We start from the raw sequence: 26,159 nt of genomic DNA on the forward strand, positions 1-26,159 counted from the left end.
CATGAGCCTTCTCGACGAACGCGCCGGCCAGGCCACCAAGCTCGAGCAGATCGCCGGTCGCTACGACCCGGTACTGCTGGGGCTGGCGCTGCTGCTGGCGGGCTTTGGCGTGGTGATGGTCGGCTCGAGCTCGATCGCGATCGCCGAAGGCCTGGACGTCGGGCCGTTCCACTTCCTGGTGCGGCACGTGGTGTTCCTGGTGCTGGGCGGCGTGCTGGCCTTCGCGCTGATGCGCACCGAACTCAAGCTGATCGAACGCCACAACCACCTGCTGCTGTTCGGCTGCATCGTGCTGCTGGGCCTGGTGTTCATGCCCGGCATCGGCCACACCGTCAACGGCGCGCAGCGCTGGATCAACCTGGGCGTGTCCAAGTTCCAGGCGGTCGAGGCCGTGAAGCTGCTGCTGATCGTCTGGCTGGCCAGCTACGTCGTGCGCTACCGCGACGACATCGGCGAAAAGTGGTCGACCCTGCTCAAGCCGCTGGGCGTGGCGGGCTTCCTGGTCGCCCTGCTGCTGCTGCAGCCCGACTTCGGTTCGGCGGCGCTGATTCTTGCCATCACCGCCGGCATGGTCTGGCTGGGCGGCGCCCGCATCGCCCACCTGGCTGCGATCGGGGCGCTGGCGCTGCCGGTGCTGGGCGCCGTCGCGGTGGCCGCGCCCTACCGGGTCGCGCGCCTGAAGTCCTTCCTCGATCCCTGGCAGGACCCGTTCAACGACGGCTTCCAGCTGACCCAGGCGCTGATCGCGATCGGCCGCGGCGAATGGTTCGGCGTCGGCCTGGGCGGCAGCGTGCAGAAGCTGTTCTACCTGCCCGAGGCGCATACCGATTTCATCTTCTCGGTCAGCGCCGAAGAGCTGGGTTTCGTGGGCTCGGTGGCGATCATCGCGGCGTTCGCGATCTTCAGCTGGCGCACCTTCAGCATCGGCCTGCGCGCGGTGGAGATGCGCCGCTACTTCGCCGGCTTCTGCGCCTTCGGTGTCGGCCTGTGGATCAGCCTGCAGTCCTTCGTGTCCATCGGCGTGAACCTGGGCCTGCTGCCCACCAAGGGCCTGACCCTGCCGCTGGTGTCCTCGGGCGGCTCGAGCGTGCTGGTGACCTGCATGGCCATCGGCCTGCTGCTGCGCGTGAGCTACGAGCTCGACCGCGCCGAGCGCCAGGTGGCCCGCCTGCGCGGCGGCGTGTCCGACACCCTGCCGCGGGACACCGACGAACACGACCCGGCGGCGTCGCCCGCCGCGGTGGCGACGCCGGCGGGCGTGCGCGGGGGTCGTGGCCGCATCGAACCCAAGATCGGAGCCGTCGCATGACCGCCGCGACCGCACCCGTGCTGATCCTGGCCGGCGGCACCGGTGGCCACATTTTCCCGGGCCTGGCCGTTGCCCAGGCCCTGCGCGACCGCGCGGTGCCGGTGGTCTGGCTGGGCTCGGCCGGGGGCATGGAAACCCGGCTGGTGCCACCCGCCGGTTTCGCCATCGAAACCATTTCGGTCAAGGGCCTGCGTGGCAAGGGCAGGCTGGCGCTGGTGAAGGCGCCGTTCCTGTTGCTGCGTTCGCTGGCCCAGGCGCTGTCCATCCTGCGCCGCCTGCGCCCGCGCGCGGTGCTCAGCTTTGGCGGTTACGCCGCCGGCCCGGGTGGCCTGGGCGCCTGGCTGCTGCGCCGGCCGCTGCTGGTGCACGAACAGAACCGCGCCCCCGGCCTGACCAATCGTGTGCTCTCGCGCCTGGCGCGTCGCGTGCTGTGTGGTTTCCCCGGCAGCTTCCCCGAAGGCCGCGGCGAAGTCGTGGGCAATCCGGTGCGCCCGGCGATCGCGGCCCTGCCGGCGCCGGCCGATCGCCTGGCCGGTCGCCAGGGTCCGGTTCGCCTGCTGGTGCTGGGCGGCAGCCAGGGCGCCAGCGCCCTGAACACGGTCCTGCCGCAGGTGCTGGCCGGGCTGCCGGCCGGCGAGCGCCCGCAGGTGCGCCACCAGTGCGGCGAACGCCATGCCGACGCCACCCGCGCGGTGTATGCCGGTGCCGGCGTTGAAGCGGCCGTGGAACCTTTCATCGCCGACATGGCCGAAGCCTACGGCTGGGCCGACCTGGTGGTCTGCCGCGCCGGTGCGCTGACCCTGGCCGAACTGTGTGCCGCCGGCGTGGGCAGCGTGCTGGTGCCGTTCCCGGCCGCGGTGGACGACCACCAGACCCGCAACGCCGAATACCTCGTTGAGGCCGGCGCGGCCATGCTCGTGCCCGAAGGCGAAGGATTCCGCGACCGCCTGGCCGACGCCACCAACCGCTTGCTGCCGGCCGCCGGCGTGCGCCTGGCCATGGCCAGTGCGGCGCGTGGCATCGCCCACGCCGATGCCGCCGGGCGCGTGGCCGACATCGTGATCCAGGAGGCCCGCGCATGATCCGTCGTCGCCTGCAGGAAGCCGGTGACCTGGCCCGCGCCTTCCCGCGCGTGCACTTCATCGGCATCGGCGGCGTCGGCATGTCCGGCATCGCCGAAGTGCTGGTCACCCTGGGTTACCAGGTCTCGGGTTCGGACGCCAACGAATCGGTCGCCACGCGCCGCCTGACCACCCTGGGCGCCAGCGTGTTCCGCGGCCACGCCGCCGACAACATCGCCGGCGCCGACGTGGTGGTGGTGTCGAGCGCCATACGCGCCGACAACCCCGAACTGGTGGCCGCCCGCGAGCAGCGCATCCCGGTGGTGCCGCGCGCGGAAATGCTGGCCGAGCTGATGCGCTTCAAGCGCGGCATCGCCATCGCCGGTACGCACGGCAAGACCACCACCACGTCGCTGGTGGCCAGCGTGCTGAGCGAAGGCGGGCTGGACCCGACCTTCGTGATCGGCGGCCAGCTGCTTTCGGCCGGTGCCAACGCGCGCCTGGGTGGCGGCCAGTGGCTGGTGGCCGAAGCCGACGAAAGCGACGGCAGCTTCCTGCGCCTGAACCCGCTGGTGGCCGTGGTCACCAACATCGACGCCGACCACCTGGAAAACTACGGCGGCGACTTCGCCCGCGTGCAGGCGGCGTTCGACGAATTCCTGCACCGGCTTCCGTTCTACGGCCTGGCCGTGCTGTGCATTGATGACGCCGAAGTGGCCGAGCTGGCCGCGCGCACGCCGCGCCACCTGGTCACCTATGGCCTGGGCGAAGCCGCCGACGTGCGCGCCACCGGCGTGCGCCAGGACGGCGCCGCCATGCGTTTCACCCTGCACCTGCCCGAGGCCCCGGACCAGGCCGTCACCCTGAACCTGCCCGGCGAGCACAACGTGCTCAACGCCCTGGCCGCCGCCGCGATCGGCTGGCAGCTGGGCGTGACGCCGGCGCAGATCGCCAGCGCGCTGGAAAAGTTCGAGGGCATCGGCCGCCGTTTCAACCTCAAGGGCGAACTCGACTTCGGCCGCGGCAAGGCCCTGCTGGTGGACGACTATGGCCACCATCCGCGCGAGCTCGAGGCCGTGTTCGCCGCCGCCCGCGGCGGCTGGCCGCAGCGCCGGCTCGTGGTCGCATTCCAGCCGCATCGCTACAGCCGCACCCGCGACCTGTTCGACGACTTCACGGCGGTGCTCTCCAGCGCCGACGCCGTGGTGCTGGCCGACGTCTATCCCGCCGGCGAAGCGCCCATCGCCGGCGCCGACGCCAAGGCCCTGGCCCGCGCCATCCGCGCCCGCGGCCGCATCGACCCGGTGCTGGCCGGCCCGGTGCGCGAACTGCCGGCCGTGCTGGCCGACGTCCTGGAAGACGGCGACCTGCTGCTGGTGATGGGCGCGGGCGACATCGGCGCGGTGGTGGCCGACCTGGCCGCGCATGGCATCCACGGGGAGTCCCAGGCATGAGCACCGTGTTTCCCACCCCGCGCCTGACCAACCCCGCCGGCTTCGGCCGGGTGGCCGTGCTGATGGGCGGCACCAGCGCCGAGCGCGAAGTCTCGCTGGCCTCCGGCGGCAACGTGCTCGACGCCCTGCGCGCGCGCGGCGTTGATGCGCACGCGGTGGACGGCATCCCGGCCCTGGTGGCGGCGCTGGTGGAAAAGAAGTTCGACCGCGTCTTCAACATCCTGCACGGCAACAAGGGCGGCGGCGAAGACGGCGTGCTGCAGGGCCTGTGCGAAGCCCTGGGCGTGCCGGTCACCGGCTCGGGCGTGCTGGGTTCGGCGCTGGCGATGGACAAGATCCGCACCAAGCAGGTCTGGCTGGCCCTGGGCCTGCCGACGCCGCGCTACGTGCGCCTCGCCAAGGGCGCCAAGGTCCAGGACGCCGCGCGCGAACTGGGCCTGCCGGTCATCGTCAAACCCGCCTGCGAAGGCTCCAGCGTCGGCATCACCCGCGTCTTCGACGAGGCCGGCCTGGACGCCGCCGTCGAACTGGCCACGCGCTATCCCGGCGAATTGCTGGTCGAACAGCTGGTGACCGGCGGCGAATACACCGTCGGCGTACTGGGCGACGTGGCGCTGCCCTCGATCCGCATCGTGCCGGCCGGCGAGTACTACGACTACCACGCCAAATACCAGGCCGAAGACACGCAGTACCTGTGCCCCGGCCTGGCCGGCGACGACGAGGCCGCCATCCGCAGGCTGGCGCTGGCCGCCTTCCGCGCCGCCGGCTGCCGCGGCTGGGGCCGGGTGGACGTGATGCGCGACGCCGCCGGCAACAACTGGCTGCTCGAGGTCAACACCGCGCCGGGCATGACCAGCCATTCGCTGGTGCCCAAGGCCGCGCGCGAAATGGGCCTGTCCTTCGAAGACCTGTGCTGGCGCGTGCTCGAAACCAGCCTCGGTGACGGGGAGGGCGGCCACGCATGAGCGCCCTGATGCGCATCGCCGCCTGGACCCTGGCGATCGGCCTGGTGGCCCTGCCCCTGGTGGCGGTGCTCAACGGCTGGATCGCGGGCGAGCGCTGGCCGATGCGCCGGCTGGCGGTCACGGGCGCCTTCGAGCAGGTGGACGAAGCGGCCGTGCGCGACGCGGTGCTGCCGCACGTGCAGCGTGGCTTCTTCGCGGTGGACCTGGACGACGTGCGCGCCGACGTGGCGCAGCTGCCCTGGGTGAAGCAGGTGGAAGTGCGCAAGCGCTGGCCGGACCGGCTGGAAGTGAGCTTGTCCGAACACACCCCGGTCGCGCGCTGGAACGACGGCCGCATGCTCAGCGAGGAAGGCCTGCTGTTCGCCGCCCCGCCGGGCGCCGGCGCCGGGCTGCCGCTGTTCGACGGCCCCGAAGACCGCGCCGGCGAACTGATGTCCTTCCACAGCCTGGCCCGGCCGCTGTTCCTGCCGCTGGGCCTGCGCGTCGAGCAGGTGCGCCTGAGCGCCCGCGGCAGCTGGCAGCTGGTGCTCGACGACGGCACGCAGATCGAGGCCGGCCGCGGCGAGCCGCAGGCGCGGCTGGCGCGTTTCGCACGCATGTTGCCGCAGCTGCGCCAGGACCCGGCGCGCCGGGTGGCGCGTGCGGACCTTCGTTACACGAACGGGTTCGCGATCGTCTGGGAAGACGTCGCGGTCGAAGAGGAAAAAAACGCATGAATCGCAAGGGCGACAAGTCGCTGATCGTAGGCCTGGACATCGGCACGTCGAAGGTGACGGCGCTGGTGGGTGAGTACTCGCCGGGCCAGGAGATCGAGGTGATCGGCATCGGCTCGCACGAATCGCGCGGCATGAAGCGCGGCGTGGTGGTGGACATCGAGTCCACCGTGCAGTCGATCCAGCGCGCGGTGGAAGAGGCCGAGCTGATGGCCGGCTGCGAAATCCGGTCGGTGTACGCGTCCATCTCCGGCAGCCACACCCAGTGCCGCAACTCGCCGGGCATCGTGCCGGTGGCCGGCGGCGAGGTGACCTATGCCGACCTCGACCGCGTGCTCGAGGCCGCCAAGGCGGTCGCGGTGCCGGCCGACCAGAAGATCCTGCACGCCATCGCCCAGGAATACATCGTCGACAACTCGCAGGAAGGCATCCGCAACCCGGTGGGCATGTCCGGCGTCCGGCTCGAGGTGCGCGCGCACCTGGTCACCGGCGCCCAGTCGGCGGCCAGCAACGTCAGCAAGTGCGTGCAGCGCTGCGGCCTGCAGGTGGACGACCTGATCCTGAGCTCGCTGGCCTCCAGCACCGCCGTGCTGACCACCGACGAAAAGGAGCTGGGCGTGGTGCTGGTGGACATCGGCGCCGGCACCACCGACATCGCGGTGTTCGTGCAGGGGGCGATCCGCCATTCCGCCTCGCTGCCGATCGCGGGCGACCAGGTGACCAACGACATCGCCCACCTGCTGCGCACGCCCACGCCCGAGGCCGAGCAGATCAAGGTGCGCTACGCCTGCGCGCTGGCGCAGCTGGCCACCGCCGAAGAATCGATCCAGGTGCCCAGCGTCGGCGACCGGCCGCCGCGCCGGCTGGCCCGCCAGGCCTTGGCCGAAGCGGTGCAGAACCGCTACGAGGAAATCTTCGAGCTCGTCCAGGCCGAGCTGCGCCGTTCCGGCTTCGAGGAACTGGTGCGCGCCGGCCTGGTGCTCACCGGCGGCGCCTCGCGCATGGAAGGCGTGGTCGAGCTGGCCGAGGAAATGCTGCACATGCCGGTGCGGGTGGGGATTCCCCAGCACGTCTCCGGCCTGGGCGAAGTGGTCGGCAACCCGGTGCACGCCACCGGCGTCGGCCTGCTGCTCTGGGGCAGCCAGATTGAACACCCGCGCCGCCCGACGCTTTCGGCGGGCAAGGCCGGGACGATTTGGACGAAGTTCAAGAACTGGTACCGAGGTGAGTTCTGAGCGACGTCATGGAAGCACACGCGACACCAAAGCAAAAAAAACACAAGACAAACCCTGGATTCGAATCACGGAGGACGAGGACATGGCACATTTCGAACTGATCGAGAAGCTGGCACCCAACGCGGTCATCAAGGTGATCGGCGTGGGCGGCGGCGGTGGCAACGCCGTCGCGCACATGGTCAACGCGGGCGTGGAGGGCGTTGAGTTCATCACCGCCAACACCGACGCGCAGGCCATCAAGCAGTGCGGCGCGAAGATGCAGCTGCAGCTGGGCGGCAACGTCACCAAGGGCCTGGGCGCCGGCGCCAACCCGGAGGTCGGCCGCCAGGCCGCGCTCGAGGACCGCGAACGCATCGTCGAGGCGCTCGAAGGCGCCGACATGGTGTTCATCACCGCCGGCATGGGCGGCGGCACCGGCACCGGCGCGGCGCCGGTGGTGGCGCAGCTGGCCAAGGAGCTGGGCATCCTGACCGTGGCGGTCATCACCAAGCCGTTCCCGTTCGAGGGCCGCCGGCGCATGCAGGTTGCCCTGAAGGGCATCGAGGAGCTCAGCCACCACTGCGACTCCCTGATCACCATCCCCAACGAGAAGCTGATCACCGTGCTTGGCCGCCAGGCGACCATGGTGCAGGCCTTCCGTGCCGCCAACGATGTGCTGCTGGGCGCCGTGAAGGGCATCGCCGACCTGATCGTCAGCCCGGGCCTGATCAACGTCGACTTCGCCGACGTGCGCACCGTCATGTCCGAAATGGGCCTGGCGATGATGGGCACCGGCGTGGCCCGCGGCGACGACCGCGCCCAGGCCGCCGCCGAGGCCGCCATCTCCAACCCGCTGCTCGACGAGGTCAACCTCTCGGGCGCCAACGGCGTGCTGGTCAACATCACGGCCGGCCCGGACTTCACCATGGCCGAGTTCGACGAGATCGGCCGCACCATCGAGGAGTTCTCGTCCGAGGACGCCACCGTGGTCATCGGCACCTCGCTGGACCCGGACATGCAGGACGAGGTGCGGGTGACGGTGGTGGCCACCGGCCTCAACCGCGGCGTCGTGCGCCAGCCGGTCCGGACCCCGGAACGCGAGGTCCAGCGGGCCCCGGTGAAGCTGGTGCGCAACGCCACGACCGGCCTGGTCGACGACGTCGCCACCGCCCAGGCCAATGGCACCGCGATGCCGGGCGCCAACCACCTGGGCCTGCGCGCCTCGGGCCGGACTTCGGCCAGCGAGCCGGCCTCCGGCACGGCCACGGCCCTGGGCGAGCTGTCCAACGAGCACGCCTACCTGGACATCCCGGCCTTCCTGCGTCGCCAGGCCGACTAAGCGTGAAAGGGCCGCCCTGGAAGGGCGGCCTGGTGTGACCCGCGGGCCTGGCCCGCGGGGCGTGTCCCCAGGGGGAGATGGAATCTTAGGCCCGCCGGCCGGTCCGGCGGGCCCTTTTCCAGCCCCAAAAACCTGAACTGGGTTGCAGAATCAATACAATTGTTTGAATGTTAGGTTTTCGTTTGTTCCTTGGTGTGCTATCGTCCTCGACGGTTTTGCGCGCTCCTGCCCCGGAGAACGCCTCAAGATGATCAGACAACGCACTCTCAAGAATGTCATCCGCGCCACGGGTGTCGGTTTGCACAGCGGCGAAAAGGTCTACATGACCTTGCGACCGGCTGCGCCCGATACCGGCATCATTTTCCGGCGCGTGGACTTCGACCAGCCCGTGGAAATCCACGCCAAGGCCGAAAAGGTCGGCGACACCAGCCTGTGCACGGCGCTGGTGGAGGGCAACGTGCGGGTGATGACCATCGAGCACCTGCTGTCGGCCATGGCCGGCCTGGGCATCGACAACGCCTACGTGGACCTGTCCACGGCCGAGGTGCCGATCATGGACGGCTCGGCCGGTCCCTTCGTGTTCCTGCTGCAGTCGGCGGGCATCGAGGAACAGGACAAGGCCAAGCGCTTCATCCGCATCCTCAAGCCGATCAAGGTCGAGGACGACGACAAGTGGGCCCGCTTCGAACCCTTCGAGGGTTTCAAGGTCGGCTTCACCATCGACTTCGCCCACCCGATCTTCAACAAGGCGACCTCGAGCACCGAGATCGACTTCTCCACGACCTCCTTCGTCAAGGAAGTCAGCCGCGCCCGTACCTTCGGCTTCATGAAGGACATCGAGTTCCTGCGCGAGCGCAACCTGGCCCTGGGCGGTTCGATGGACAACGCCATCGTGCTCGACGACTACCGCGTGCTCAACGACGACGGCCTGCGCTACGAGGACGAGTTCGTGAAGCACAAGATCCTGGACGCCATCGGCGACCTGTACCTGCTGGGCCACAGCCTGATCGGCGCCTTCTACGGCTACAAGTCCGGCCACGCGCTCAACAACCAGCTGCTGCGCACCCTGCTGGCCGATACCTCGGCCTGGGAAGAGGTGACCTTCGAGGACCCGGCCCTGGCGCCGATCTCGTATGCCCATCCAGCGCAGGCGGTTTGAGACCTGCGTCACACTCTTTAACGATCGTTTAACCGCAGGTTAACGACACGCCCCGCCTGCCGGGGGCATCATGCCCCGTCGGTCTTGTCCCGGGGCGACTCAGCCAGCCGCAGAAGCTGGTCGCGCAGTCCCGGATCCGAAACCGACTGGGCGGTCGCCCGCAGTGAATCGCGGACGGCCTCGGAAAGTGGTCTCGGTGTTCCGGTCCCTGCGGGGATGGCGGGTTCCGGCGTTGCCACCTTCACCACCAGCGTCCTGGCCTTGAGCCCGGCCGCGGCCGCCGCGCCCAGCAGGGTGTCGGCATGCAGCCGCAGCTTGGCCTTCCAGACCGGGGCGCTGACCAGGAACACCAAGTTCTTGTCATCCACATTGGCCAGCTTGCATTGGCCGGCCAAGGTGGCGGGGAGACTCTGGCGTAACACGGGGTCGAGTTCGCCCAGCCAACGGGCGCGTTCGACCACGCTGGCAAGCCCGGTCCCGGACAGCGCCTCGAGGGCGCGCGGGGGCAGGCTGGTCGGTGGTGACGCGCCGCGGACGAAAGGTTTGAATGAATTCGACATGATGAATGTCATCATCGCAGCAAATTTCCTCCGGTCGCCAAAAAAACTGGCGTTCGACCGCCCGAAGGTCGCCGCCACCGCCCTTGGCAGCATCGCCATGGTGCTGGGACTGGCCTTCACGGCCGGTTTCCTCACCCGCGGCGCCGACGGCGCAGCCCGGGCCGAAATCGCCCGCCTGCAGGCCGAGTTCGACCAGCAGGCGCTGGAGCTGGCCCAGGCCCGCGACGAAGCCCAGCTTGAAGTGAACGCCATCGCCGCCCGCGTCGGCGAGCTCCAGGCCCAGGCCAATCGCCTCAACGCCCTGGGCGACCGCCTGACCCAGGTCGGCAAGCTCAAGGACGGCGAGTTCAATTTCTCCGACCTGCCCGGCCAGGGTGGTTCGGAATCGGCCGAAGACGTGCCGTCCATGGAGCTGCTGGGCAGCCTGGACGCCCTCGAGGCCCAGTTCGCCCATTCGGGCCGCCAGCTGTCGGTGCTCGAATCCATGCTGTTCAACCAGCAGGTGGAAAGCCAGGCCACCCCGCACCGCATGCCGGCGCCGGGCTACATCTCCTCCCGCTACGGCAGCCGCAACGACCCCTTCGGTCGCGGCCGCGCCCACCACGCGGGCATCGACATCGACGCCAATGCCGGCGACCCGGTCAGCGCCGCCGCCGAGGGCGTGGTCAGCTTCGCGGGCTGGCGCAATGGCTACGGCAACGTCGTCGAAATCGACCATGGCAACGGCTACAAAACCCGCTACGCCCACAACCAGGTGAACCTGGTGAAGGCCGGCGACGTCGTGCGCGCCGACCAGCAGATCGCGAAGGTCGGGTCCACGGGCCGTTCCACCGGCTCGCACCTGCATTTCGAGGTGACGCTCAACGGCCGCCAGGTGAACCCGCGCAACTATCTGGACCGGGCCCGCGGTTGAGGTCCCGGCGGGGGCTTGATACCCCCGCCCCCGTCCCCACGTTAGACTAGACGGCCGCGACGCCCCTCCCGGGCTGCCGCGGCCTTCTTTTTTCCGCGTGAGCGCCCCGCGCTCCCCAACCGGCTTTCCCAATGCTCAACAGCTTGCTCACCCGCATCTTCGGCAGCCGCAACGAGCGCCTGCTGCGCCAGTTCCAGAAGAACGTCGCCCGCATCAACGCCTACGAGCCCGAGCTCGAAAAGCTCGACGATGCCGCCCTGAAGGCCAAGACCGACGAGTTCAAGGCCCGGGTGGCCGACGGCGCCAGCCTCGACGAGCTGCTGCCCGAAGCCTTCGCCGTCTGCCGCGAGGCCTCCCGCCGCGTCCTGGGCCTGCGCCACTACGACGTGCAGCTGATCGGCGGCATGGTGCTGCATTCGGGCCGCATCGCCGAAATGCGCACCGGCGAGGGCAAGACCCTGGTGGCGACCCTGCCGACCTACCTCAACGCGCTGTCGGGAAAGGGCGTGCACGTGGTGACGGTGAACGACTACCTGGCCCGCCGCGACTCGGCCTGGATGGGCAAGCTGTACAACTTCCTGGGCATGTCGGTGGGCGTGGTCTACCCGGGCATGCCGCATGCGGACAAGAAGGGCGCCTACGGGTCGGACATCACCTACGGCACCAACAACGAATTCGGCTTCGACTACCTGCGCGACAACATGGCGCTGGCCAAGGACGACCGCTTCCAGCGGGGCCTGAACTTCGCCATCGTCGATGAAGTCGACTCGATCCTGATCGACGAAGCCCGCACCCCGCTGATCATCTCCGGCCCGGCCGACGAATCGCCCGAGCTGTACGTCAAGGTCAACCGGATCGTGCCCAAGCTGGTCAAGCAGGAGTCCGAGCAGGGCGACGGCGACTACTGGGTGGACGAAAAGGGCAAGCAGGCCCACCTGTCCGAACAGGGCATGGAACATGCCGAAGAACTGCTGCGCGGGGCCGGCATCATCGGCGAGGACGACGGCCTGTATTCGGGCAACAACCTGGCCGTGGTGCACCACCTGATGGCCGCCCTGCGTGCGCACGCCATCTACCAGCGCGACGTCGACTACATCGTGCGCGACGGCGAGGTCATCATCGTCGACGAATTCACCGGCCGCACCCTGGCCGGGCGCCGCTGGTCCGACGGCCTGCACCAGGCGGTCGAGGCCAAGGAAGGCGTGCCGATCCAGCGCGAGAACCAGACCCTGGCCTCGATCACCTTCCAGAACTACTTCCGCATGTACGGCAAGCTCGGCGGCATGACCGGCACGGCCGACACCGAAGCCTACGAGTTCCAGACCATCTATGGCCTGGAAGTCGCCGTCATCCCGACCCACCGGCCGATGGTGCGCAAGGACCATCCGGACCTGGTGTACCTGGCCCGTCCGGCCAAGTTCAACGCGGTCATCGAAGACATCAAGGACTGCTACGAACGCGGCCAGCCCGTGCTGGTCGGCACCACGTCCATCGAAACCTCGGAACTGCTGGCCAACCAGCTCAAGCAGTCGGGCATCCCGCACGAGGTGCTCAACGCCAAGCAGCACGAACGCGAGGCGCAGATCGTCGCCAACGCGGGCCGCCCGAAGGCCGTGACCATCGCCACCAACATGGCCGGCCGTGGCACCGACATCGTGCTGGGCGGTTCGCTCGACGCCGAACTGGCGGCGCTGGGCGAGGACGCCAGCGAGATGGACAAGGCCCGGGTGAAGTCGGAATGGCAAAAGCGCCACGACGAAGTGAAGTCCCTGGGCGGCCTGCACATCATCGGCACCGAACGCCACGAAAGCCGCCGCATCGACAACCAGCTGCGTGGCCGCTCCGGCCGCCAGGGTGACCCGGGTTCGTCCCGCTTCTACCTGTCGCTGGAAGACAACCTGATGCGCATCTTCGCCTCCGACTGGGTGCAAAAGGCGATGCGCGGCATGGGCATGAAGGAAGACGACGTCATCGAGTCGGGCCTGGTGAGCAAGCAGATCCAGAACGCGCAGCGAAAGGTCGAGGCCCACAACTTCGACATCCGAAAGAACCTGCTCGACTTCGACGACGTCGCCAACGACCAGCGCAAGGTGGTCTACCAGCAGCGCAACGAACTGCTGGAAGCCGACTCCGTGAACGACGCCATCAACGCCATCCGCGAGGACGTGCTGGCCGAGACCGTGCGCCGCTTCGTGCCGGCCGAGTCGGTGGACGAACAGTGGGACCTGCCGGGCCTGGAACGCAGCCTGGCCGACGAATTCGGCATCACCGTGGACCTTCAGGGCCCGGCGACCCGCGAAGAGGCGATCGACGACGAGCGCATCCTGGCGCTGGCGCTGGAAGCCGGCGAAAAGCTCTTCGCCGACAAGGAAGCCCAGCTTGGCGACGAGATGATGCGCCACCTGGAAAAGCACCTGATGCTCAACGTGCTCGACCAGAACTGGAAGGAGCACCTGGCGCGCATGGACTACCTGCGCCAGGGCATCCACCTGCGCGGTTATGCCCAGAAGCAGCCCAAGCAGGAGTACAAGCGCGAGAGCTTCGAGCTGTTCACCGAAATGCTGGACAAGGTGAAGCAGGAAGTCGTGTCGCTGCTGGCCCGCGTGCGCATCCGCAGCGAAGAGGAAGTCGCCGCGATGGAGGCCGCCGAGCGCCAGCGTGCCGCCGCCCAGGCCAACAAGATGCAGTTCCAGCACCCGGAAACCGGCGGCTACGGCACCGAGGACGAGGCCGAACAGGCCCAGGCGATGGCCGCCCAAGGCCATGGCGTACTGGCCCCGGCGACCCGCGAGGGCCCGAAGATCGGCCGCAACGATCCCTGCCCCTGCGGCAGCGGCAAGAAGTACAAGCAGTGCCACGGGAAGCTGGACTGACCCCGGCGCATGCCCGGCGACCGACCTAAACCCGTGCACGTGGTCGCGGCCGTCCTCCGGGACGCCCGCGGCCGCATCCTCCTGGCCCGGCGCACCGCCGGGCGCGACCTGGCCGGCGCCTGGGAATTCCCCGGCGGCAAGGTCGAGCCGGGCGAAAGCCCGCGCGAGGCCCTGGACCGCGAACTGCACGAAGAGCTGGGCATCCGGGTCCTGGACGCCGTGCCCCTGGTGGCCGTGCCCCAGGCCTACCCGGACAAGCGCATCGTGCTGGACGTCTACACGGTCGATTCCTACGACGGCACGCCGCGCGGTCGCGAACGCCAGGCCCTGGCCTGGTCGCCGCTGGACAAGCTGCGCGGCTACCCCATGCCTCCCGCCGACCGGCCGGTGGTGTCGGTGCTTACCCGGCCCCCGCGCTACCTGATCAGCCCCGAGTCCCTGCAGCCCGCCGCCTGGCTGGCCCAACTGGACAAGGCCCTGGCCGCCGGTGCCCGGCGCGTGCAATTGCGCGCGCGCGGCATGGGCGCCCAGGCCCTGGCCAACCTGGCCATGGACGCCCGCACCCGCTGCCACGCCGCCGGCGCCGAGCTGCTGGTGAACGGCGAGGCCGGCCTGGCCGCCGACCTGGGCCTTGGCCTGCACCTGCCGGCGCGCCAGCTGATGGCGCTGTCAGCCCGGCCGCTGCCGGAGGGCCAGACGGTGGCCGCTTCCTGCCATGACGCCGACGAACTGGCCCAGGCCGAGGTCCTGGGCCTGGATTTCGCGGTGCTGGGGCCGGTGCGCGCCACCGAAAGCCATCCCGGGGCCCCCGCCATGGGCTGGGAGCACTTCTCCCGCCTGCGTGAGGCGGTTTCGCTGCCGATCTATGCCTTGGGCGGCCTGCGCCCCGCCGACGTCGCCACGGCGCGCCGGCACGGCGGGCAGGGCGTGGCCGGCATCCGGGCGTTCTGGCCCAAGTAGGGGCGCGTCAGCCAGCCAGGCCCAGGTACCGGGCATGCAGCCGCCGCACCGCGGCTTCCAGGTCCGCCAGCGACCCGTCATTGACCACCACGTCGTCCGCCATCGCCAGCCGCTGCGCGCGTGTCGCCTGGGCGGCCACCATGCCTGCCGCCAGGGCGGCATCGACGCCGTCGCGGGCCTGCAGGCGGGCCAGTTGCACGGCTTCGGGCACGTTCACCACCAGGATGCGCTGCAGCCAGGGGTAGGCGGCCCGGCCGCCACCTTCGGCCAGCAGCGGGATCGCGACCACGGCGTAAGGCCCCGGCGCCGCCGCGCAGGCCTCGTGCAGCCAGGCGCGGATGGGCGGGTGCAGCAGGGCTTCGAGGTCGGCGCGGGCGGCGGGGTCGGCGAAGACCCGCCGGCGCATCGCGGCACGGTCCAGGCGACCGTCATTGCCGATGGCGTCCGGGCCGAAGCGCCGGACCACGGCCGCCAGGGCCGGCTGCCCGGGCTCGACCACGGCGCGCGCGGCGATGTCGGCATCCACCACGGGCACGCCCAGGGATTCAAAGGCATGGGTGGCGGCCGACTTGCCCGAGGCCACGCCGCCCGTCACCGCCACCAGGAAGCCGGCCATCGGCTCAGTTCAGGCCGCTGAAGTCGCGATAGGCCTGCAGCAGCTGCGGCCCCCACATCAGCTGCACCCAGCCGGCCGCGGCCAGGTAGGGGCCGAAGGGAATGGGTGTGGCGCGGTCGCTCCCGCGCAGGCCGATCCACAGGCTGCCGACGATGGCGCCGATGAAGGACGACATCAGCACGATCGGCAGGATGCCCGCCACGCCGCACCAGGCGCCCAGGGCGGCCAGCAGCTTGAAGTCGCCGTGGCCCATGCCTTCCTTGCCGGTCAGCAGCTTGAAGGCCCAGTACACGCTCCACAGGCTGAGGTAGCCCGCCAGGGCGCCGAAGATGGCCTGCACCGGCGATACGAACAGCGTCATCGTCGACAGGCCCAGGCCGATCCACAGCAGGGGGTAGGTCAGTTGGTCGGGCAGCAGCGTGGTGCGCAGGTCGATGCCCGACATCGCCACCAGCAGGCCGGTGAACACGAGCGCGGCCAGGCCTTCGGCGCCGACGCCGAAGCGCCAGATGCAGGCGGCGAACAGCAGGCCGGTGGCCAGTTCGACAAGGGGGTACTGCCAGGAAATCGGGCTGCCGCAGCCGCGGCACTTGCCGCGCAGCAGCAGGAAGCTGACGACCGGGATGTTTTCCCAGGGCGCCAGCTTGTGGCCGCACTTGGGGCAGGCCGAACGCTGCACCACGATGCCGGGCGGGGCCGGTTCGTACTGTTCGGGTTGTTCGAGGATCTCGCGGCTGTCCCTTCGCCACTGCCATTCCAGCCGGGGTGGCAGGCGCAGGATCACGACGTTCAGGAAGCTGCCCACCAGCATGCCGAAGGCAAGCGCGACGGCGGCCGAAAGGGCCGCCGAGGCCAGGAGCGCGTCGAACATCCGGGGCTCAGCCCGCCGTGGCGGCGAGCTTGAAGATCGGCAGGTACATGCCAACCACCATGCCACCGACCAGCACGCCGATGACCACCATGATGAAGGGCTCGATCAGGCTGGCCAGGGCGTCCACGGAGTTGTTGACTTCCTGTTCGTAGAATTCGGCCACCTTGAGCAGCATGGTGTCCAGGGCGCCGGCCTCTTCGCCGATGGCGGTCATCTGCACCACCATGTGCGGGAAGATGCCGACCTGCTTCATGGCCACGTTGAGCTGGTAGCCGACCGAAACGTCTTCGCGGATGCGCTTGACCGCGTCGTTGTAGACGATCGAGCCGGTGGCGCCGGCCACCGTTTCCAGCGCTTCGACCAGCGGCACGCCGGCCTTGAAGGTCAGGGCCAGGGTGCGGGCGTAGCGGGCGATGGCCGACTGGTGGAGGATCTGTCCGATGACGGGCAGCTTAAGCAGCAGCCGGTCCATGCCGCGCTGCATCGCTTCCGAGCGTTTGTACGCGAACAGGAAACCCACGATCGAGCCGACGGTGATCAGCAGGATGGCCCACCACCACTGGGTCATGAACCGCGAAGCGTTGACGATCATCTGGGTGAAGGCGGGCAGGTCGGCGCCAAAGCCCTGGAAGACCGCCTCGAACTGCGGCACCACGTAGATCAGCAGGATGGAGCTGACCAGGATGGCCACGGCCATGACCGCCGCCGGGTAGAACAGGGCCTTCTTGATCTTGCCCTTCAGGGCTTCGGTGCGTTCCTTGTACGTGGCCACGGTGTCGAGCACCGTGTCGAGCACGCCGGCGCTTTCGCCGGCCCGGGTGAGGTTGCGGAACAGCAGGTCGAACTGCACCGGATGCCGGGCCATCGCCTCGCTGAGCGAGCTGCCGCCGGCGATGTTGTCGCGGATGTCGGTGAGCATGTTGCTCATCCGCGGATTCTTCTGGCCGGTGGAAAGGATCTCGAAGCTCTGCACCATCGGCACGCCCGACTGCAGCATGGTGGCGATCTGGCGGCTGAACACCGCGATGTCCTGGGCCGAGATGGCCTTGCCCGATGCGCCGAACAGCGGCTTGGACTTGGTCTTCACCACCGTCGGGCTGATGCCCTGCTTCCTGAGCTCGGCGCGCAACAGGTTGGCATTCTTGGACGTGGTTTCGCCCTTCATCTTGACGCCGCGTTTGTCCGTTCCCTCCCAGACGAATTGCTGCATCTCGGAGGTACGCGTCGCGGGGGCTTTCGCTTTCGCAGCGGTGGTCGCCATGGCTTAGTCCTTGGTCACGCGGTTGACTTCAGCCAGGCTGGTGATGCCTTGCCTGGCCTTCATGAGGGCAGATTCCCTCAGATCGCGCACGCCCGCCTGCTTGGCGGCCTCGGCGATCTGCAGGGCATTGCCGCCCTCGAGGATGATCTTCTGGATACCTTCGGCCATCGGCATCACCTGGTAGATACCCAGGCGACCCTTGTAGCCGTCGTTGCAGTCGTCGCAGCCGGCCGGTTCGTAGAGGGTGATCCCCCCGGCGATTTCTTCCGGCGTGAAGCCTTCGGCGAGCAGCGCGTTCTCGGGCAGCTGCACCGGGGTCTTGCAGTCGTGCAGCCGGCGCGCGAGGCGCTGGGCGATGATGATGGTCACCGACGACGTGATGTTGTACGGCGCGATGCCCATGTTCATCAGGCGGCTGACCGTCTGCGGGGCGTCGTTGGTGTGCAGGGTGGAAAGCACGAGGTGGCCGGTCTGGGCGGCCTTGACCGCGATTTCGGCGGTTTCCAGGTCGCGGATTTCGCCGACCATGATCACGTCCGGGTCCTGGCGCAGGAAGCTGCGCAGCGCGGCCGCGAAGGTCATGCCCTTCTTGACGTTCATCTGCACCTGGTTGATGCCCGGGACGCGGATTTCGACCGGGTCCTCGGCGGTGGAGATGTTTCGCTCGTCGGTGTTGAGGATGTTCAGGCCGGTGTACAGCGACACCGTCTTGCCCGAGCCGGTGGGGCCGGTGACCAGGATCATGCCGTAGGGCTTGGCCAGGGCGTCGAGGTAGAGCTGCTTCTGGTCTTCTTCGTAGCCCAGCTTGTCGATGCCCAGCTTGGCCGCGCTGCCGTCGAGCAGGCGCAGCACCACCTTTTCGCCGAACAGGGTGGGGCAGGTGGACACGCGGAAGTCCATCTGTCGGGTCTTGGAGATGTTGAGCTTGATGCGACCATCCTGCGGCAGGCGGCGTTCGGCGATGTCCAGGGCCGCCATCACCTTCAGGCGGGCGGTGATGCGCGGATGCAGCTTGACCGGGGCCTTGGCGACGGTGCGCAGGATGCCGTCCATGCGCAGGCGCACGCGGTATTCGGTTTCGTAGGGCTCGAAGTGGATGTCCGAGGCGCCGCGCTTGATCGAGTCCAGCAGCACCTTGTTGACGAAGCGCACCACCGGGGTGTCGTCGCCGCCCTTGCTGTCGGCCAGGTTGTCGGCCGCATCGTCGTCGCCGGAGCTGGACTCGAGGTTTTCCAGCCCCTCGGCGTCGTCCATGCTGTCGCCCATCGAATCCGAGGCCGTCAGGGCCTGCTCGATGGTTTTGCGCAGCCGGTCCTCGTCGACCAGGATCGGTTCAACCGTCAGGTTGGTGGCGAACTTGATCTCGTCCAGTGCCCGGGTGTTGGTGGGGTCGGAAATGCCCACGAACAGCCGGTTCCCGCGCTTGTACAGCGGCAGGGCCTGGTGCTTGTTGATCAGCTCTTCGCTGACCAGTTTGGTGGCTGCCTGGTTAAGGTCCAGTGCCGCGGCATCGAACAGGGGCATGCCGAATTCGATCGCGTTCGCCCCCGCGATATGGGCCGCGGTGGCCAGCTTCTTGTCCAGCAGGTAGCGGTGCACCGGCTGTTTGGCCTTGGTGGCCTCGTCCAGCGCCTTGCGGGCGTCGGCCTCGGCCAGGTGGCCATCCAGCACCAGCCGCCGGGCAATGCCGGTTATCCCCACCAGGTTGGCAGTCGCGTTGGCGTTCACCCTTCCTCCCCGAGCCGCGCCATGGCGGCCACTCTAACCCAAAACAGCCATCCGGCCAGCCCCCTGCGGGGCCGTCCCGGCTGCCGGGCGTCCGTGTAAAGTACCCCAGAATCAGGTGGATCCGGGGAAATCATGAAAATCAGCATCATCCTTCCAGCCAAGAACGAGGCCGAGGGTCTGCGCCGGACACTGCCGGCCCTTTCCGCGGTCCTGCCGGGCGCCGAGATGATCGTGGTGGATGATGGTTCGACCGACGAAACCGCCGACATCGCGCGCGCAGCCGGGGCCCGGGTGCTGTCCTCGCCCTATTCAATGGGCAACGGCGCGGCGATCAAGCGGGGCGCCCGGGCGGCCGGTGGCGAGGTGCTGGTGTTCCTGGACGCCGATGGCCAGCACGACCCCGGGCAAATCCCGGCACTGCTGGCCAAGCTTGATGAGGGCTACGACATGGTGGTGGGCGCGCGCGACGGGTCCGGCCAGGCCAGCGTCGGCCGCGGTCTGGCCAATCGCCTCTACAACCGCCTGGCGAGCTGGATGACCGGCCACCGGGTGCTGGACCTGACGTCCGGTTTTCGCGTGGCGCGGGCGGACCGGTTCAAGGAGTTCCTGCACCTGCTGCCGAACGGTTTCAGCTACCCGACCACCAGCACCATGGCCTTCTTCCGCAGCGCCTATCCGGTGGCCTACCTGCCCATCCGGGTCGACCGCCGGGTGGGGACCTCCAGCCACATCCGGCCGCTGAAGGACGGCATCCGGTTCCTGTTGATCATCTTCAAGATCGCGACCCTGTATTCGCCGCTCAAGCTGTTCGCGCCGGTGGGGCTGGGCTTCTTCACCGTGGGGCTGGGCTACTACGCCTACACCTACGCCACCCTGCACCGGTTCACCAACATGAGCGCCCTGCTGCTGAGCGCGGCGGTTATCGTCTTCCTGATCGGGCTCGTGTCCGAGCAGATCACCAACCTGACCTATCGCCGCGACCCCTGATCGCGGGTTCAGCGCACCCGCCTGAGGTAGCCGCCCGGCGCGACGCTGATCAGCGTCTTGGCGTCGACATCCTGGTCCACTTCGAAGTCCGGGTTCTCCGCCACGTAGGCCGCCACGGCGGTCTTTGGGTTGTTCCCGACGTCCCAGGGCCGATCCGGGTAAAGGCCGGCGGGCAGGTCCTCCACCACGGTGTCGAACACCACGCAGTAGCTGCCGACACTGGTGAGCGGCGCGTAGGCGCGAAGCTCCTGGAGCACGTGGTCATGGCTGTGGTTGGAGTCGAGCACGACCAGGGTGCGGCGTCCGGCGGCGCGCCGGCCGACTTCGGCGACGATGCCGGGATCGATGCTCGAGCCTTCCAGCATGGCGATGCGCCGCGCCATGGGGTGCGCCTCGATGGCGGCCCGGTTGTGGGGCCTGATGTCGATGTCGATCCCGAGCACCTCGCCCTTGCCGATGAGTTCGAGCAGGGACGCGTAATACACGAGTGAACCGCCATGGGCGATGCCGGTCTCGACGATCAGGTCGGGCTGCACCCGCCACAGGATCTCCTGCATGGCGACCATGTCCTGCGGATACTGGATGATGGGCCGGCCCATCCAGCTGAAATTGTATGAATAGCGGTGCGGCAATGTCTTGAGCAGCCATTCCCGGGACAGCGCCTGCAGTTCCTGGTCCTGGCCGAGGCCGCGGATGTTGTCGGCGACTTCGCTGGCGAATCGGGCTTCGGGCGTTTCGTGGGCTTTGCTGCTCATGCGCTTGGACGTTCCTGAGGAAGGGGGCGCGCCGGGTTGCCCACGACGGTTTCGCCCGGGGCGACGTTGCGGGTTACCACGGCACCGGCACCCACCGTGGCCCCCGGGCCGACCTGGATGCGCGGAAGAATGACCGCACCCGTGCCGATGAAGGCATGGTCGCCGATTACGACCTCTCCGGCCAGCCGGGCGCCGGGGCCGACGTGGACGCCGTCGCCCAGGCGGCAGTCGTGGTCGACGGAGGCGTGCGTGTTGACGATCACGGCGTCGCCGAGCCAGGCGCCGGAGCAAACCGCGCTCATCGCCAGCAGCTGGCAGCCCCGTCCGATCCGGGCATCCCCGGCCTGGAACGAGCGCGGATGGAGCACGTCCAGGGGCGCGTGCCCCTTCGATTCCAGCCAGCGCTGGCGGGCAAGGCGGTCCTGGCCGCGACCGCCTCCGATGGCGACGCAGGCCCCGACCGCGGCGGCATCCCGGTACTGGCTGGCCCATCGCGCGTAACCAGCTTCACCGGTGTGGATCGGCACGCCGGCGAAAGGCGACGGCAGGTCGGCGAGGTCGAAAACGGCCACCACCTCGGCCACGCCATGCAGGGCCTCGCGAAGCACCCGGGCCTGGCCGGTGGCGCCCCAGAACAGCACGGGCTTCATGTCGCCGCCTCGAGCAGGCGGCGGACGTGGCCGGCGACGCGCGCGATCTCGGCGTCGCCCAGGTCATGGTAGCTGGGCAGGTTCACGCCGCGGGCCGATAGGCGATGGCTTACGGCATGCCCGGGGCGAGGTTCAAAGGGTGGAAGCGCGGAAAGCGGCCAGAAGAAGACCCGGCCGTCGATGTTGTCGGCCTTGAACCGTGCGAGCAGGTCCGCCCGGTCGAAGCGGATGCCGTCATCGACGACGATCGTGGGCATCCAGACACCGTTTACGGTGCCGGGCGGCTCGGGGTTCATGCGCAGCGGCAAGCCGTCCAGCGCCTCCCGGTAACCCGAGAAGATGCGACGCTTGGCCGCCACGAGTTCTTCCACGCGCTCGAGCTGGGCACAGCCGATGGCGGCCTGCACGTTCGACATCTTGTACTTGAAGCCAACACGCTCGGGCCAGAACTGCCGGGTCTCCCCGCGTGCGCGCCCGTGGTTGGAAAGGGTGAGGACGCGTTCATACAGCGTGTCGTCATTGGTGACGAACATGCCGCCCTCGCCGGTGGTCAGTGTCTTGGTCCCGTGGAAGGAAAAGGCGCCGAAGCGGCCCATGCTTCCAGCCTTGCGGCCTTTCCAGGCCGAACCGATGGCTTCGGCGGCATCCTCGAGCAAGGCCAGGCCATGGCGTTGCGCGATGGCGGCAAGCGAATCGATGTCGCACAGGTTTCCGTACAGGTGCACGGCCAGGATTGCCTTGGTCCGCGGCGTGATCGCGGCCTCGACGGCCGCCGGATCCAGGCACCAGCTGACCGGGTCGGCGTCCACCAGCACCGGCGTCGCGCCCAGGTGGATGATCGGCGCCGCCGACGCAATCCAGTTGCTGTCGCACAGGATCACTTCGTCGCCCGGCCCGATGTCCAGGCCGGCCATGCCCAGATGCAGGGCACCGGTGGCGCTGGACGTGGCGATGGCGTGCCTCGTGCCCAGGTAGGCGGCAAATTCGCGCTCGAAGCGGCCGATGTATTCGTAGCAGCGTTCGCCCCAGCCGGTGGTGGCTGCATCCGTGGCGTAGCCGACCTCCCGGTCGGTGATCGACGGCTTGGTGTAGAAGATCCGGGAGGAGGCGTTCGTGCTCATGACACCACCAGGGAGGGGACGGCGCGCACGAACCGGCCGCCCCAGTCGCGGACGCAGGCCATCTGGGTGCTGATCTCGTCGTAGAGGTTCCAGGGGAACACGACGACGAAGTCAGGCCGTTCGTCGATGAGCCGTTGCGGGGAAACCACCGGGATGCGGGAGCCGGGAAGGTAACGGCCCTGCTTGTGGGGCGATGCATCGGCGACGAACGCCACCAGGTCCGCGCGCACGCCGGCGAAGTTCATCAGCGTATTGCCCTTCGCGGCTGCGCCATAGCCGGCCACCTTCCTGCCGGCCCTTTTTTGTTCGAGCAGGAAGGCAAGGAAGTCATCCTTCACCGCCTCGGCCTGGCGCTGGAAGCCGTCGTACCAGGCGGGTTCGAGCATGCCTGCCGCCCGTTCCGTCGCGGCCATCGCCTCGACCGCCGCGCAATCGGCGTGGCTGGCCTGCTCCCGGCAGGCCCAGACGCGCAGCGAACCGCCGTGGGTGGGCAAGGATTCGACGTCCCAGACCCGCAGGCCGTGCGCGGCGAAGATGCGCCGCACCACGTGCAGGGAAAGATAGGAAAAGTGTTCGTGGTAGACGGTGTCGAACTGCCGCTTGCCGACCAGTTCCAGCAGGTGCGGAAATTCCAGCGTGGCCACGCCTTCGGGGCCGATCAGCGCGGCGATGCCCGCCACGAAGTCGTTGATGTCCGGCACGTGGGCCAGCACGTTGTTGCCGATCACCAGGTCGGCGCTGCCGCGTTCTTCGCGCAGCTGCCGGGCGAAGGTTTCGCCGAAGAATTCGGTGATGGTTTCGATGCCGCGCTCGCGCGCGACCCGTGCCGTGCTTTCGGTGGGTTCGATGCCGAGGCAGGGGATGCCCCGGGCCGCGACGTACTGGAGCAGGTAGCCGTCGTTGGACGCCAGTTCCACTACGCAATGCCGCGGCCCGAGCCCCAGCCGTGCGACCGCGGTGTCGACGTAGCGTTCGGCATGCTCGAGCCAGGACCTGGAATACGACGAGAAATAGGCGTATTCGGCGGAAAAGAGCAGGTCGTGGCGCTCGACCTCGTCCACCTGGACCAGCAGGCAGGCATCGCAGGTATGCAGCTTCAGCGGCAGCCAGCTCTCCGGGCGCGCCAGGTCGGCGGCCTGCAGGTAGGCGTTGGACGGGGGCGCGGTGCCCAGGTCCAGGAACACCCGTTCAAGGGGCTGCGAGCACGCACGGCATTTCATGGTTCGATTCCTGCGAAATCCGGCGTGAGCAAGGGGTGGCCGCGGTCGCGGTCGGACAGCGTCGCTACGGGGAGCGGCCAGCCAATGCCCAGCCGGGGGTCGTCATGGCGCAGGCCACCTTCGTGACCGGGGCTCCAGGGACTGCTGTGGAAGTAGAGCATTTCCGCCTCGTCCCCGAGCACCTGGAAGCCATGGGCGAATCCCGCCGGGATAAGCATGGCGAGGGAGTCGCCGCCGGCCAGTTCCGTGCCGAACCAGCGCAGGAAGGTCGGCGAACCCGCGCGCAGGTCCACGGCCACGTCGAAAACGCGGCCGCGCAGGCAGCGCACGAGTTTGGATTCCCCGGCGGGCGGATGCTGGAAGTGCAAGCCGCGCAGGGCGCCCCGGCCGCGGGTAAGCGAGACGTTGGCCTGCGATACCGGCAGCGCGTGCCCGGCCTCGGCCAGGGCCCCTGCGCAGTAAACGCGCTGGAACCGGCCACGCTCGTCGTCGTGGCTGGCGGACTGGGCCAGCATGAGCCCCGGCAGTGGCGTCGGATGCAGCTTCATCCGCCCGCCCAGGCAAGGCCCGCGACGCGTGCGTCGCGGACGTAGGCGGTGAGGTCGCCGACGCTGTCGCCGTGGCCATGGCGGAGGAAATCGCGATACCAGGCCGCGGTGCGGTCCATGGCCTGGCCGGCGTCCCAAACCGGGCGCCAGCCCAGGGCCGCGTCCGCCGCACGGCTGTCGAGCACGAGTTCGGGTGCTTCGTGCGGGTGGGGTCCGGCATCCGACTGGACCTGCAGGTCCGGCCAGTGCCGCCGCAGGCGCTGCACGACGTCGTGCACCGACAGCACGTCGCCCGTTGCCGGACCCAGGTTCCAGGCCTGCGCCACGGCCTCGCCGGCCAGCAGGCGCCGCCCGATTTCCAGGTATCCGGCCAGCGGTTCGAGCACGTGCTGCCATGGCCGGGTCGCGCCGGGATTGCGCAACGCCAGTGGCCGGTCGGCGGCGATGGCGCGGACAAGGTCGGGCACCAGCCGGTCTTCGGCCCAGTCGCCACCGCCGACGACATTGCCGGCGCGTGCGGTCGCCAATGCGACGCCGGTCGGGTTCGTGCCCGCCTGGAAGAAGCTGCGGCGGTAACTGGCGGACACGATTTCGGCGCAGGCCTTGGAGGCGCTGTAAGGGTCGTGGCCACCCAGGGCATGGGATTCGGCGTAACCCGTCGCCGGGCAGGGGGGTTCGTAGACCTTGTCGGTGGTGACGTTGAGCACGGCCCGGACGCTGGGGCAGGCCCGGACGGCTTCGAACAGGTTGACCAGGCCGCCAACATTGACCGCGAAGGTGCGGGACGGGTCGCGGTAGCTGCGCCGCACCAGCGGCTGGGCCGCGAGGTGCAGCACCAGTTCGGGCTGGAAACGCGCCAGTGCCGCCGTGATCGCGTCCCGGTCGACGAGGTCGGCCAGGGTTTCGTCCGCCAGGCCCAGGTCAAGGCCGAGCCAGTGCGAAGGGGCCGTGTCGGCGGGCAGCGCGAAGCCCGCGACCTTCGCCCCGAGCGCATGCAGCCACAGTGCCAGCCACGACCCCTTGAACCCGGTGTGCCCGGTCACCAGCACGCGGCGACCGGCATACGCGCCCTCGAACAGGCCGGTCAGTCCCAGCGTTTCCACGGCGCCTTCCCGGTCTTCCACAGGTCCTCGAGCTTCGTCCGGTCGCGGAGCGTGTCCATGGGCTGCCAGAAACCCCGGTGCGTGTATGCCGACAACTGGCCGTCGCGTGCGAGGTTCTCCATGGGCTCGCGCTCCCACACGGTGTCGTCGCCTTGTATGTAGTCGATGGCGCCGGGCTCGAGCAGGAAGAAACCGCCATTGATCCAGGAGCCGTCGCCAAGCGGTTTTTCGGTAAACCGGGTGATGCGGCTGCCGTCGATGTCGAGCGCGCCGAAGCGGCCCGGCGGCTGCACCGCGCACACCGTCGCCAGCGTGCCGCGCTCGCGGTGCAGGTCCAGCTGCGCGCTGATGTCCACGTCCGACACGCCGTCCCCGTAGGTGAAGCAGAACGTCTCCCCGTCCAGGTATTCGGCGGCGCGGCGCAACCTGCCGCCGGTCTGGGTGTGTTCGCCGGTGTCGACCAGGGTCACGCGCCAGGGTTCGGCATGCCGGTGGTGGACCTCCATGCGATTGCTGGCAAGGTCGAAGGTGACGTCGGAGGAGTGCAGGAAATAGTTGGCGAAGTACTCCTTCACCATGTAGCCCTTGTAGCCCAGGCAAATGACGAAGTCATTGACGCCGTGGCAGGCGTAGATCTTCAGGATGTGCCAGAGCACGGGTTTGCCGCCGATCTCGATCATCGGCTTGGGTCGCAGGACCGTCTCTTCACTGAGCCGGGTCCCGAGTCCGCCGGCGAGGATTACCGCTTTCATGGAATCTCCAGGTCTGGGCCGCCGGCC

The 26,159-nt window shown here is 68.9% G+C and carries 24 protein-coding genes; 12 read left to right on the forward strand and 12 right to left on the reverse strand.

Annotated elements, in window-relative coordinates:
* Position 1: 1 nt before the first annotated feature.
* The 8 genes from ftsW to lpxC all read left to right on the forward strand — a co-directional run bounded on the left by ftsW (position 2) and on the right by lpxC (position 9,214).
* Positions 2-1,309: a putative lipid II flippase FtsW gene (gene ftsW / locus IEX13_RS12065; RefSeq protein WP_188664612.1), complete on the forward strand. Its 1,308-nt coding sequence runs from the start codon at positions 2-4 to the stop codon at positions 1,307-1,309.
* Positions 1,306-2,391: an undecaprenyldiphospho-muramoylpentapeptide beta-N-acetylglucosaminyltransferase gene (gene murG / locus IEX13_RS12070; RefSeq protein WP_188664615.1), complete on the forward strand. Its 1,086-nt coding sequence runs from the start codon at positions 1,306-1,308 to the stop codon at positions 2,389-2,391. The genes ftsW and murG overlap by 4 nt, the downstream gene beginning before the upstream one ends.
* Entirely contained in the window at positions 2,388-3,824 is a 1,437-nt protein-coding gene (gene murC / locus IEX13_RS12075; protein WP_425489105.1) for a UDP-N-acetylmuramate--L-alanine ligase, read from the forward strand. The genes murG and murC overlap by 4 nt, the downstream gene beginning before the upstream one ends.
* Positions 3,821-4,789 carry a D-alanine--D-alanine ligase gene (locus tag IEX13_RS12080; protein WP_188664618.1) on the forward strand — a complete coding sequence of 323 codons (969 nt, stop codon included), beginning with the start codon at positions 3,821-3,823 and terminating at the stop codon, positions 4,787-4,789. Before murC ends, IEX13_RS12080 begins: the two co-directional genes overlap by 4 nt.
* Entirely contained in the window at positions 4,786-5,505 is a 720-nt protein-coding gene (locus IEX13_RS12085; RefSeq protein ID WP_188664621.1) for a cell division protein FtsQ/DivIB, read from the forward strand. The genes IEX13_RS12080 and IEX13_RS12085 overlap by 4 nt, the downstream gene beginning before the upstream one ends.
* A complete protein-coding gene (gene ftsA, locus IEX13_RS12090; RefSeq protein ID WP_188664624.1) occupies positions 5,502-6,737 on the forward strand; it encodes a cell division protein FtsA in 1,236 nt (411 codons plus the stop codon). Before IEX13_RS12085 ends, ftsA begins: the two co-directional genes overlap by 4 nt.
* A gap of 82 nt (positions 6,738-6,819) precedes the next feature.
* Complete coding sequence (gene ftsZ, locus IEX13_RS12095; protein WP_188664627.1) at positions 6,820-8,055, forward strand: cell division protein FtsZ; 1,236 nt, start codon at positions 6,820-6,822, stop codon at positions 8,053-8,055.
* Between the two features lie 247 nt (positions 8,056-8,302).
* Complete coding sequence (lpxC, locus tag IEX13_RS12100; protein WP_188664630.1) at positions 8,303-9,214, forward strand: UDP-3-O-acyl-N-acetylglucosamine deacetylase; 912 nt, start codon at positions 8,303-8,305, stop codon at positions 9,212-9,214.
* Positions 9,215-9,282: 68 nt separating this feature from the next.
* On the opposite strand, the gene IEX13_RS12105 is transcribed toward lpxC, so the two are convergent.
* Complete coding sequence (locus IEX13_RS12105) at positions 9,283-9,786, reverse strand: DciA family protein (protein ID WP_188664633.1); 504 nt, start codon at positions 9,784-9,786, stop codon at positions 9,283-9,285.
* On the opposite strand from IEX13_RS12105, the gene IEX13_RS12110 reads away from it, so the two are divergent.
* From IEX13_RS12110 to IEX13_RS12120, 3 genes are all read left to right on the forward strand, one after another.
* Positions 9,773-10,687 carry a M23 family metallopeptidase gene (locus IEX13_RS12110; RefSeq protein WP_188664636.1) on the forward strand — a complete coding sequence of 305 codons (915 nt, stop codon included), beginning with the start codon at positions 9,773-9,775 and terminating at the stop codon, positions 10,685-10,687. The two genes, IEX13_RS12105 and IEX13_RS12110, sit on opposite strands and share 14 nt — an antisense overlap.
* 131 nt (positions 10,688-10,818) lie before the next feature.
* Positions 10,819-13,560 (forward strand): preprotein translocase subunit SecA, encoded by a 2,742-nt coding sequence (gene secA, locus IEX13_RS12115; protein ID WP_188664639.1) that lies wholly within the window; start codon positions 10,819-10,821, stop codon positions 13,558-13,560.
* A gap of 9 nt (positions 13,561-13,569) precedes the next feature.
* Positions 13,570-14,520: a Nudix family hydrolase gene (locus tag IEX13_RS12120; RefSeq protein ID WP_188664641.1), complete on the forward strand. Its 951-nt coding sequence runs from the start codon at positions 13,570-13,572 to the stop codon at positions 14,518-14,520.
* 7 nt (positions 14,521-14,527) lie between these two features.
* On the opposite strand, the gene coaE is transcribed toward IEX13_RS12120, so the two are convergent.
* From coaE to pilB, 4 genes are read right to left on the reverse strand one after another with little or no spacing between them, the layout of a single operon-like run.
* Positions 14,528-15,136, reverse strand: coding sequence for a dephospho-CoA kinase (coaE, locus tag IEX13_RS12125; protein ID WP_188664644.1), 609 nt, complete (start codon positions 15,134-15,136; stop codon positions 14,528-14,530).
* Between the two features lie 4 nt (positions 15,137-15,140).
* Positions 15,141-16,007, reverse strand: a complete 867-nt coding sequence (locus IEX13_RS12130) for a prepilin peptidase (protein WP_229668542.1) — start codon at positions 16,005-16,007, stop codon at positions 15,141-15,143.
* 7 nt (positions 16,008-16,014) lie between these two features.
* Complete coding sequence (locus IEX13_RS12135; RefSeq protein ID WP_229668543.1) at positions 16,015-17,268, reverse strand: type II secretion system F family protein; 1,254 nt, start codon at positions 17,266-17,268, stop codon at positions 16,015-16,017.
* A gap of 3 nt (positions 17,269-17,271) precedes the next feature.
* The gene (pilB, locus tag IEX13_RS12140; protein ID WP_188664647.1) at positions 17,272-18,996 is read right to left on the reverse strand and encodes a type IV-A pilus assembly ATPase PilB; all 1,725 of its coding nucleotides are present in this window, start codon (positions 18,994-18,996) and stop codon (positions 17,272-17,274) included.
* 132 nt (positions 18,997-19,128) lie between these two features.
* On the opposite strand from pilB, the gene IEX13_RS12145 reads away from it, so the two are divergent.
* The gene (locus tag IEX13_RS12145) at positions 19,129-19,983 is read left to right on the forward strand and encodes a glycosyltransferase family 2 protein (protein ID WP_188664649.1); all 855 of its coding nucleotides are present in this window, start codon (positions 19,129-19,131) and stop codon (positions 19,981-19,983) included.
* Between the two features lie 8 nt (positions 19,984-19,991).
* Here the strand turns inward: IEX13_RS12145 and IEX13_RS12150 are convergent, their stop codons facing one another.
* Genes IEX13_RS12150 through rfbF form a run of 7 tightly spaced genes read right to left on the reverse strand, consistent with a single transcriptional unit; the run spans position 19,992 to position 26,132 of the window.
* Positions 19,992-20,738, reverse strand: a complete 747-nt coding sequence (locus IEX13_RS12150) for a cephalosporin hydroxylase family protein (RefSeq protein WP_188664651.1) — start codon at positions 20,736-20,738, stop codon at positions 19,992-19,994.
* On the reverse strand, positions 20,735-21,388 hold the full coding sequence (locus tag IEX13_RS12155) for a NeuD/PglB/VioB family sugar acetyltransferase (protein ID WP_188664672.1): 654 nt from the start codon (positions 21,386-21,388) through the stop codon (positions 20,735-20,737). Before IEX13_RS12155 ends, IEX13_RS12150 begins: the two co-directional genes overlap by 4 nt.
* Entirely contained in the window at positions 21,385-22,509 is a 1,125-nt protein-coding gene (locus IEX13_RS12160; protein WP_188664675.1) for a DegT/DnrJ/EryC1/StrS family aminotransferase, read from the reverse strand. Before IEX13_RS12160 ends, IEX13_RS12155 begins: the two co-directional genes overlap by 4 nt.
* A complete protein-coding gene (locus IEX13_RS12165) occupies positions 22,506-23,729 on the reverse strand; it encodes a class I SAM-dependent methyltransferase (RefSeq protein WP_188664688.1) in 1,224 nt (407 codons plus the stop codon). Before IEX13_RS12165 ends, IEX13_RS12160 begins: the two co-directional genes overlap by 4 nt.
* Positions 23,726-24,277, reverse strand: a complete 552-nt coding sequence (locus tag IEX13_RS12170) for a dTDP-4-dehydrorhamnose 3,5-epimerase family protein (protein WP_188664691.1) — start codon at positions 24,275-24,277, stop codon at positions 23,726-23,728. The genes IEX13_RS12165 and IEX13_RS12170 overlap by 4 nt, the downstream gene beginning before the upstream one ends.
* Positions 24,274-25,380 carry a CDP-glucose 4,6-dehydratase gene (gene rfbG, locus IEX13_RS12175; protein WP_229668544.1) on the reverse strand — a complete coding sequence of 369 codons (1,107 nt, stop codon included), beginning with the start codon at positions 25,378-25,380 and terminating at the stop codon, positions 24,274-24,276. Before rfbG ends, IEX13_RS12170 begins: the two co-directional genes overlap by 4 nt.
* Positions 25,362-26,132, reverse strand: coding sequence for a glucose-1-phosphate cytidylyltransferase (gene rfbF / locus IEX13_RS12180; RefSeq protein WP_188664693.1), 771 nt, complete (start codon positions 26,130-26,132; stop codon positions 25,362-25,364). Before rfbF ends, rfbG begins: the two co-directional genes overlap by 19 nt.
* Positions 26,133-26,159 lie beyond the last annotated feature (27 nt).

Source organism: Arenimonas soli (genome assembly GCF_014643775.1).
GTDB lineage: Bacteria > Pseudomonadota > Gammaproteobacteria > Xanthomonadales > Xanthomonadaceae > Arenimonas > Arenimonas soli.